The organism is Streptomyces sp. NPDC053513 (assembly GCF_044544765.1).
GTDB classification, from domain to species: domain Bacteria; phylum Actinomycetota; class Actinomycetes; order Streptomycetales; family Streptomycetaceae; genus Streptomyces; species Streptomyces litmocidini.
In genome coordinates this window covers 199,090-207,766 of sequence record NZ_JBITXP010000001.1, presented here as the reverse complement: position 1 = coordinate 207,766, position 8,677 = coordinate 199,090, and the positions used below count along the sequence as shown (strand labels likewise).

General features: G+C 73.9%; 8 protein-coding genes. 7 read left to right on the top strand and 1 reads right to left on the bottom strand.

Annotated features, from left to right (window positions below):
• Window positions 1-148 precede the first annotated feature (148 nt).
• Window positions 149-1,756, bottom strand: a complete 1,608-nt coding sequence (locus tag ACIGW4_RS00855) for an FAD-dependent monooxygenase (protein WP_123455906.1) — start codon at window positions 1,754-1,756, stop codon at window positions 149-151.
• A 106-nt stretch (window positions 1,757-1,862) separates the two neighbouring features.
• Between ACIGW4_RS00855 and ACIGW4_RS00850 the strand changes: the two genes are divergently transcribed.
• From ACIGW4_RS00850 to ACIGW4_RS00820, 7 genes are all read left to right on the top strand, one after another.
• Window positions 1,863-3,413, top strand: coding sequence for an MFS transporter (locus ACIGW4_RS00850; RefSeq protein WP_123455907.1), 1,551 nt, complete (start codon window positions 1,863-1,865; stop codon window positions 3,411-3,413).
• Window positions 3,414-3,566: 153 nt separating this feature from the next.
• Window positions 3,567-4,634: an aldo/keto reductase gene (locus tag ACIGW4_RS00845; protein ID WP_359591693.1), complete on the top strand. Its 1,068-nt coding sequence runs from the start codon at window positions 3,567-3,569 to the stop codon at window positions 4,632-4,634.
• Between the two features lie 175 nt (window positions 4,635-4,809).
• Window positions 4,810-5,883 carry a ScbA/BarX family gamma-butyrolactone biosynthesis protein gene (locus ACIGW4_RS00840; RefSeq protein WP_123455909.1) on the top strand — a complete coding sequence of 358 codons (1,074 nt, stop codon included), beginning with the start codon at window positions 4,810-4,812 and terminating at the stop codon, window positions 5,881-5,883.
• A 29-nt stretch (window positions 5,884-5,912) separates the two neighbouring features.
• Window positions 5,913-6,599, top strand: a complete 687-nt coding sequence (locus ACIGW4_RS00835; RefSeq protein ID WP_221211248.1) for an HAD family phosphatase — start codon at window positions 5,913-5,915, stop codon at window positions 6,597-6,599.
• An 82-nt stretch (window positions 6,600-6,681) separates the two neighbouring features.
• Window positions 6,682-7,716, top strand: a complete 1,035-nt coding sequence (locus ACIGW4_RS00830) for a 3-oxoacyl-ACP synthase III family protein (protein WP_123455911.1) — start codon at window positions 6,682-6,684, stop codon at window positions 7,714-7,716.
• Between the two features lie 3 nt (window positions 7,717-7,719).
• Window positions 7,720-7,932: a hypothetical protein gene (locus ACIGW4_RS00825; protein WP_123455912.1), complete on the top strand. Its 213-nt coding sequence runs from the start codon at window positions 7,720-7,722 to the stop codon at window positions 7,930-7,932.
• A gap of 105 nt (window positions 7,933-8,037) precedes the next feature.
• Window positions 8,038-8,520 (top strand): Atu4866 domain-containing protein, encoded by a 483-nt coding sequence (locus ACIGW4_RS00820; protein ID WP_398710549.1) that lies wholly within the window; start codon window positions 8,038-8,040, stop codon window positions 8,518-8,520.
• The last annotated feature ends 157 nt before the right edge of the window (window positions 8,521-8,677 follow it).

Below are 8,677 nucleotides of genomic sequence, written 5' to 3'. Positions count from 1 at the left end.
TTCACGACGTCGCCCCCCCGCTCACCCCAGGGGCTGGCGGGGGGGGTGGGGGCGCCCCCCCCCCGGCCCCCCCCGGCCCCGCCCCCCCCGGCGGGGGGGGGGGGCCCCCCCCCCCCCCCCCCCCCCCCATGGCGTTGTCCGCCTCCCGTCAGGAGGCCGGGGTCCTCACCGGGCCCAGCCAGTGGACCAGTTCCGCGTGGAGCCGGTCCAGGTCGCCGGCGTGACCGTGGGCGGCGATGTGTCCGTCGGGCCGCACGAGGTAGTAGCCCTGGTGCCGGCAGCCCGTCGTGCGGCGCACGGAACCGGCCGCCAGGTCGACCGTGCGTATCGAGGGCCGGGCGGCCGTGATGGCGCGGGTCTCGGCGCGCCAGGCCGCGCCGTCGCCGGCGCAGGTCACGACGAGGGTCCAGCCGGCCGGCCGGCCGCCCGGGCCCGCGATCCCGTGCGGAAGCGCCAGCTCGCGCGGGAAGACCGCGCCGACGGTGAGGCCGCCGGGCAGCTTCGCGCGCAGCCGGCACGACGGGCGCCCGGACGGCAGCTGCGTCTCGCGCAGGGCGGGGTAGGACAGGCGCCGGCCCGCCATCACCGGCGCGTAGAGCCGGAAGAGCCCGCTGCGGTCGGCCACGCGGAAGGCCGCGTCGCGGGCGGTGATCGCCGCGGGCCTGCGCACCATCCACCCGCGGGTCTGGATGTCGGTGTCGCGCACCACCCGGCGGGCCACGGCGGCCCGTTCGGGTCCGTAGGTGCGCAACAGGTCGGAGGGGGCCTCGCCGTGGAGCACCGCCGCGAGCTTCCAGGCGAGGTTGTGGGCGTCCTGGATGCCGGTGTTGAGACCCTGCCCGCCGGCGGGGCTGTGGACGTGGGCGGCGTCACCGGCGATGAAGACCCGCCCGAGCTGGAACTCGCTGGCGTGGCGGGCGTGGATGCGGAAGTCGGAGACCCAGACGGGATCGGTCAGCCGGACGCCGCCGGGGCCGCGCTCGTCCACGATCGCCTGCATCCGCTCGACCGTGACCTTCTCGCCCGGAGGGAGGCTGGAGAAGAACCGGAAGACGCCGTCCGGGAGGGCGACGACGACCAGCGCACCGGCGGCCGACTGGTAGTAGAGGGCCTGGTCGGGCGGGAGGTACCCCTCGATCCGGGCGTCGACGAGGGCGAAGGCGCTCTCGTAGGTGCTGCCGGTGAACCCGCCGCCGAGCTGGGCGCGCACCGCGCTGCCCGCACCGTCGGTGCCGACGACGAAGGGGGCCCGGGTGCGCTCGACGCGGCCGTCGGCGTGTTCCAGCACGGCCGTGACGTCGGCGGCGCCGTCGACGCGCCCGGAGAAGTCGACGCCCTCCAGGGTCAGCAGCCGCACCCCCCGCTCCACCTTGCCGCCCAGGGCGGCGAGCCGGTCGCGCAGGATCCGCTCGGTCTCGTTCTGCGGCAGGCAGACGGGGCTGAGGTCCTGGGGGAAGGCGAAGCTGGCCAGGCGCCGGCGCTCGGAGAAGTAACTGAAGGCGTTGATCTGGATCCCGGCCTCGCGCAGCTCGCCGAGCACGCCCAGGTCCTCGAAGAGGTCGATGCTGCGCGGCCACACCAGCAGGGCCTTGGGGAAGGGGGAGGGCTCGGGGGCCCGGTCGACGATGCGTACGCGCACGCCGCGGCGCAGCAGTTCGCACGCCACGACCATGCCGGTCGGCCCGGCCCCCACGACGAGGACGTCGTAGGGCTCGGGCGCCGGGGTCTTCCGTGGCGTCTCGGACGTGTTCGGCATGGCTCTGTCCTGCCTCTCGTTGACGATAGTCATCAGATCTCTTACAGTTCTCCGTAATCTTATATGTGGCCGTCAAGTCGCGGCGACCGGAAGGAAAAGAGGAGACATGACCATCCAGACCGACACCCGGCTCACGCCGGTGCCGGAGCAGCGGGAAGGAGAGGGATCGGTCCTCGTGATGATCGCCGTCGCGCTGGCCAGTGTCCTTCTCCCGCTGGCCATCACCGCCCCCGCGGTGGCGATGCCCGACCTCACCGTCGACCTCGCGTCCGACGTCGCCGGCGGACAGTGGGTGCAGAACGCCTACGGCGTCACCTTCGCGGCCTGCATGCTGGCCGCCGGCACCCTCGCCGACCAGTTCGGCCGCCGTCGCGTCCTCGCCGTCGGCACCGTCGTCTTCATGGCGATGTCGCTGGTCGCCGCCCTGTCCACGGACATCCTGGTCCTCGACATCGCCCGCGGCCTCCAGGGCATCGGCGCCGCCGGCGTGCTCACCAGCGGCGCCGCCATCCTCGCCGCCTCCTTCACCGGACGCCGCCGCATCCAGGCCTTCGGCGTCCTCGGCACCTCCTTCGGCGCCGGCCTCGCCCTCGGCCCCGTCCTCGGCGGCGCGCTCGTCGGCCTCGCCGGCTGGCGCGGCGTGTTCTGGGTGAACCTCGTGGTCGGCGCCGCGGCGCTGCTCCTCATGCCCCGCATCCGCGAGTCGAAGGACCCCAACGCCACCCGGGTCGACTGGGCGGGCCTGACGGCCTTCAGCGCCAGCCTCTTCCTGCTCGCCCTCGGCTTCGTCGAGGCCGGCGAACGCGGTTGGGGCCACCCCGCCACCGTCGGATCCCTCGTCGGGTTCGCCGTCTTCATGGCCGCCTTCGTGGTGATCGAACAGCGCGTGGCGCGCCCCATGTTCGACCTCTCCCTCTTCCGCAACCCCACCTTCGTCGTCGTGGTCTGCCAGCCGTTCACCATCACCTTCGGCTTCGTGGTGCTGCTGAACTTCCTGCCCCCGTACTTCACGGGCGTCGGCGGCTACACCGCCACCCAGTCCGGCGTGCTCCTCCTCCCGCTGATGCTGCCGATCTTCGTGCTGCCCCTGCTGATCGGACGCCTCGTCGGGGACCGCATCTCCCCCCGCATGCTGCTGACCCTCAGCTCGCTGCTCATCGCCGTCGGCTCGGTGTGGCTGGTCGTCCTGGAACCGGGCCAGCCCTGGGGTCAGCTCGTCGGCCCGCTCCTCGTCTTCGGACTCGGCGTCGGCTCCGCCTTCGGCGCGATGGACAACGCCGCCGTCAGCGTCGTCCCCGTGGAGCGCGCCGGCATGGCCTCCGGCATCTTCAACACCATGCGCATCGCGGGCGAGACCGTCGCCGTCGCCGCCGCCGGAGGCTTCCTCGCCTCCTACGCCCGCTCCGAACTCATCAGCAGCTCACCCGAGTTCGCCCAGCAGGCGCCCCGACTGGCCGGAGAGGCGACCCAGGGCCGCCTGGACGCCGCGCTCGCCGCCGTCGCCCCCGCCCGCCGGCCCGAGGCGCTGGACGCGGTGGCCGCCAGCCTCACCTCCGGCATGCACGTCGCCTTCATCGCCCTCGCGGTCCTCGCCGGCGCCGGAGCGCTCATCACCTTCCTCGTCGTCAAGGACAAGGAACTCAAGGACGCCGGCTGAGGCGTCCCCCACGGACCGGGAGCGTCCGGCGTCCCCCGTCCCGGGCGCTCCCTCCCCTCCCCGCCCCTTCCGGGGCACCCCCACCCCCCACCCCCGCTCCGGGGCACCCCCACACCCAGCCAGAACGAACCACCCAACCGAAAGCAGGAGAACATGCGATACCGCTACCTCGGCGACACCGGCCTGTCCGTCTCCGAACTGTGCTTCGGCGCCATGACCTTCGGCGGCGGAGCCACCTTCCTGGGCGCCGCCGACCGCAACTGGTCGGAGTTCGGCACCGTCGAGGACGGCAACGTCACGCGGATGATGGACCAGGCCCTCGACGCCGGCATCAACTTCTTCGACACCGCCGACGTCTACAAGAACGGCATGGGCGAGGAGTTCTTCGGCCGCACCCTCGGCAAGGTCCGCGACCGCGTCATCATCGGCACCAAGGGCCGCTGGCGCATCACGGACGACCCCAACGACATCGGCGCCACCCGTCACCACCTCTACGCCGCCGTCGAGAACAGCCTGCGCCGCCTCAACACCGACTACATCGACCTCTACCACATCCACGGCTTCGACCCGCGGACCTCGCTCGACGAGACCCTGCGCGTCCTGGACGACCTGGTCCGCTCGGGCAAGATCCGCTACATCGGCGTCTCCAACTTCGCCGGCTGGCAGCTGATGAAGGCCCTGTCGGTCTCCGACCGCCGCAACCTGAGCCGCTTCGTCTGCTACCAGGGCTACTACAACCTCGCCGCCCGCGACCTGGAGCACGAGATCGTGCCGCTCGCCATCGACCAGAAGGTCGGCATCACGGCCTGGTCGCCGCTGGCCGGCGGCTTCCTCACCGGCAAGTACCGGCGCGGCGAGGGCCGCCCCGAGGGCAGCCGCCTCTCCCAGCGGACCCCGGCCGAGTCCGCGCCGCTGACCGACGAGGACCAGGCGTACGACATCGTCGACACCATGGCGCAGATAGCCGACGAGCGCGGCGCCACCGTCGCCCAGGTCGCCCTCAACTGGGTGCTCGCCAAGCCCGGCATCACCTCGGCCGTCGTGGGCGCCACCAAGCCGCACCAGCTCGCCGACAACCTCCAGGCGATGGAGTGGACCCTCGGCGAGGACGAGCTCGCCCGCCTCGACAAGGTCAGCGAGACCCAGGCCCCGTACCCCTACTGGCACATCGGCACCGTCGGCGCCGACCGCAAGGAGCCGGGCGACGTCTACCCGGCCTGATCGCCCCCACCCGGCCTGATCGCCCCCGTCCGGCCCGCCGCGCGGGCGACGGCGGCACAGCCACGGAGGGACGACCGCTCGTGTCGTCCCTCCACCCGTCGTGCCGCACCCGCGGCGGTCCGCGCCACCACAGCGAACAGGAACCCTCACCGCGAACAGAAAGCCAGGCCCACCCATGACCACAGCCCCCGAAGCAGCCACCCGGGCGCTTCCGGAACTGGACTACACCCGCACCGTCGACCGGCTCCTCGTGCACCGCGACGCCCTCGGCGAGGTCTTCCTCACCGACCTCCAGCCCATCGACGACGAGAACTACGCCGCGGCGGGACAGCTGCCCCGTTCGCACGCCTACTACGGCGACCACCTGCTCCGCCCGGCCCACCACGACCCGCTGCTCATCCTGGAGACGTGCCGCCAGGCCGCGCTCGCCGGCGCCCACCGGTTCTTCGGCGTCCCGGCAGACAACAAGTTCATCCTCACCCACCTGACCCTGCGCATCGACGAGCCGCAGGCGGTGTTCGTGGGATCCTCGCCCTTCCGGCTCGCCATGCGGGTGCGCATCGGCAACCGCAGGGAGCGCGCGGGCCGGGTCACCGGGCTCGACTACGAGATCACCCTGTCCGGCAACGGCGCCGTGTTCGGCACCGCCTCCGTCGGCCTGCGGTTCAAGGACCCCGGCGGCTACCTGACGCTGCGGCTCAACAACCGCGACGGAATGGCACTGCCCTCCTCGGCGGCCTACCCAGCCGGCACCCCCGGGGCGCCCGTCGCCCCGCACCTGGTGGGCCGGGCCAACCCCGACAACGTCGTCCTGCTCGACGGCGTCGTCGTCGGCGACAGCGCCCAGGCGCTGCTGCGGATCCCCGCCCGGCACGCCAGCCTCTTCGACCACCCGCAGGACCACCTGCCCGGCATGGTCATCGCCGAGGGCGCCCGCCAGCTCGCCCTCTTCGCCGCCCTCGACATCCGCGGCCTGTCCACCTCCAAGACGCTCCTGACCTCGCTCGACGTGCGCTTCACCCGCTTCGGCGAACTGGAGGACGACACCGTCCTGAGCGCCGTCGTCGGCGAGCTCGGCGGTCCGCCCCGCACCGCCGAGGCGCCCGTCGACTACACCCTCGGCGGAGTCCTCGCCGGTGCCGACGAGGACGAGCAGCGGACCGAGGACCTGAAGGTCCGGGTCGAGGCGACCCAGAAGGGCGAGGAGCTGTGCTCCTTCGCCTTCACGCTCACCCGCATACCGGCATGACACGCACGACGCCGACCTCAGGAGCGACGATGACCAGCACCGCACGCGGCGCGGCGTTCTCCGACGTGGACGAGACACTGATCCGCGTCAAGAGCATGTTCCGCTTCCTCGAGTTCTACCTGCGCCTGCGCGGCGAACCCCCGGCCACCTACGAACGGCTGACGGGCGAACTGCGCCAGGCGGCGCTGGAGGGCGCGCCCCGCGACGAGATCAACCGGCGCTACTACCGGCTGCTGCGCGGCGAGAGCGCGAGCCGTCTGACGGCCGCCGGCCGGCGGTGGTTCGCCGCCGAGTGGGAGAGCCAGGAGCAGGGGCTGTACCTGCCGGAGGTCGAGGAGGCCCTCCTCGCCCACCGCAAGGCGGGCCGGGCGCTGATCCTGGTCTCGGGCTCCTTCTTCGCGCCGCTCGAACCGATCGCCACCGACATCGGCGCCGAGAAGGTGCTCGCCACCCGCCCGGTGATCCGCCGCGGCGACCTCACCGGCGAGGTGCTCGTCCCGATGATCGGCCGGACCAAGGGACGCGCCGTCCGCCTGACCGCGCCGGTCGCCGGCCTGGACCTCGCGGCCAGTTGGGCGTACGGCGATCACAGCAGCGACCTGTCGATGCTGCGGGCCGTCGGCCACCCGGTCGCCGTCGGCGACGACCCGGAGCTGGCGGCCCACGCGAACACGCCCGGATGGGCCCGGCTGACCGCCGGGCTGGTACGGCGATGACAACCGCCGGGTCCCCAGCCAGGACACCGGCGTCACCGACGGGCCGCATCCCGCGGTCCGTCCAGGAACAGGGGAGGGCTTCTTGACTCGCATCGGCATCGTGGCCACCGGCTCGTATCTGCCCGAGACCGTCGTCGGCAACGAGGAGATCGCACGCGGGGCGGGGGTGAGCGACGAATGGATCGTCCGCAAGACGGGCATACGCGAGCGACGCAGGGCCGACGACCGCGACGCCACGTCGGACCTCGCCGCCCGCGCCGCCCTCGCCGCGCTGGAGCAGGCGAAGGTACGCCCCGAGGACGTGGCGTACATCGTCCTGGCCACCTCCACGCCCGACCACCCGCAGCCCGCCACCGCGAGCATCGTCCAGCACCTCATCGGGGCCGTGAACGCGGCGGCCTTCGACATCAACGCGGTGTGCAGCGGCTTCGTCTACGCCACGACCGTGGCCGAGCGCCTCCTCAGGGCCGCGGAGGAGGGCCGCTACGCCCTGGTCATCGGCGCGGACATCTACTCGCGCATCCTGGACTACTCCGACCGCAAGACCGCCATCCTCTTCGGGGACGGCGCCGGCGCCGTCCTGCTCGGCACGGTGCCCGAGTCCTGCGGCATCCGGGAGACCAGCCTGCTCACCCGGGGCGACCAGTACCGCCTGATCAGCGTCCCGGCGGGCGGCAGCCGGCTGCCGGCGAACGACCGCACGCTCCAGGAGGGCGCCCACTTCTTCCGGATGGACGGCCGCGGCGTGCGCTCCTTCGTGCAGGACAACCTGCCGTCCGCCCTGCACGAACTGCTGGACCGGGCCGGGGTGGACCGCGAACAGGTGCGCCACTTCGTCCCGCACCAGGCCAACGGGGTGATGCTGGGGGAGGTGTGGCCGGAGATCGGGCTGCCCCGGGCGACCATGCACCTCGCCCTGGAACGCTACGGCAACACCGGCTCCGCGTCGGTGCCCGTCACGCTCGACCTGGCGCACCGGCAGGGCGAGTTCGCCGACGGGGAGACCGTGCTCATGGCCGGCTTCGGCGGGGGGATGACCGTCGGCGCGGTGCTGACCCAGTGGGCTCCCACCGCCTTCGCCCGGCCCCGGGAGCAGGAACTCTCGGCGGTGGGCTGAGCCATGTCCGCACCCGTCACCGAGGCGGCGTCACTCGCGCGCGATCCCGAACTCCTGCGGCTGATGGAGCAGTACGTCGCCCGGCGCCGGCGCGAACGTCTGCGCCGCGCCCTCGAACAGTCCCTCGCCCAGCGGCTGCTGGGCGAGGAGCGGCCCGGACCGGCCGCCGGCCGCCCGCCCCTGGGGCAGGTGCCGGAGCCGGGCGGTACGCGATGAGTCACGGCAGGCACGCGGCGCCCCGCCGCGTGCCTGCCCGCGCGGCCCTCGGCCAGTTGCGCCGTCGGCTGCTCATCACGGTCATATCGGATTGGGGAGACCTCCATGGCAACGCTCCGAGCACCACGAGCACCACGAGCCCCCGGACCACCGCGGATGCTGCGGTGGGCGGCGCCGGCGCTGCTGTGCGCGGCCCTGGCGGGCTGTTCCGACGGCGGCCCGTCGGCGACGGCGGACCGTGGCCCGGCCGCTGACGCCGCCACCTCGCGCCCGTCCGCCCCGGGGTCCGCCCCGGCGGCGGGGTCCGCCCCGGCCGGCACCTCCGCCCCGGCGGCACGGGCCGGGGGCGGCGGGAACCGTACGGTGGAGGGGGTGTGGGCGTCGTCCGACGGCGTCCTGCGCCTGACCCTGCGCCGGGACGGCACGTTCAGCGAGGACTACAACGGCACCGAGAACGCCTACGCGGGCCGCTACACGCTCCGGGGCGACGCCCTGGAGCTGAGCGCCGCGACCGGCGAGAGCGCGTCGGGCACCGTCGGCGCGGACCGGATCGACCTGTCCGGGCGCGCGCTGCTGCCGCAGCGGTAGCCGTCGTCCCGGGAACAGACCGGTGGGGGGGGGGGGGGGGGGGGGGCCCCCCCCCCCCCCCCCGGGGGCCGGGGGGGGGGGGGGGCCGCCCCCCCCCCCCCGGCGCCCCCCCCCCCCGGGGGGGGGGGGGGGGGGGGCCCGCCGCCCCCCCCCCGCC

Coding starts and splice junctions, on each gene's coding strand:
- ACIGW4_RS00845 (WP_359591693.1), top strand. CDS start 3,567: ATGCGATACCGCTACCTCGGCGACACCGGCCTGTCCGTCTCCGAACTG.
- ACIGW4_RS00835 (WP_221211248.1), top strand. CDS start 5,913: ATGACCAGCACCGCACGCGGCGCGGCGTTCTCCGACGTGGACGAGACA.
- ACIGW4_RS00840 (WP_123455909.1), top strand. CDS start 4,810: ATGACCACAGCCCCCGAAGCAGCCACCCGGGCGCTTCCGGAACTGGAC.
- ACIGW4_RS00820 (WP_398710549.1), top strand. CDS start 8,038: ATGGCAACGCTCCGAGCACCACGAGCACCACGAGCCCCCGGACCACCG.
- ACIGW4_RS00855 (WP_123455906.1), bottom strand. CDS start 1,756: ATGCCGAACACGTCCGAGACGCCACGGAAGACCCCGGCGCCCGAGCCC.
- ACIGW4_RS00825 (WP_123455912.1), top strand. CDS start 7,720: ATGTCCGCACCCGTCACCGAGGCGGCGTCACTCGCGCGCGATCCCGAA.
- ACIGW4_RS00850 (WP_123455907.1), top strand. CDS start 1,863: ATGACCATCCAGACCGACACCCGGCTCACGCCGGTGCCGGAGCAGCGG.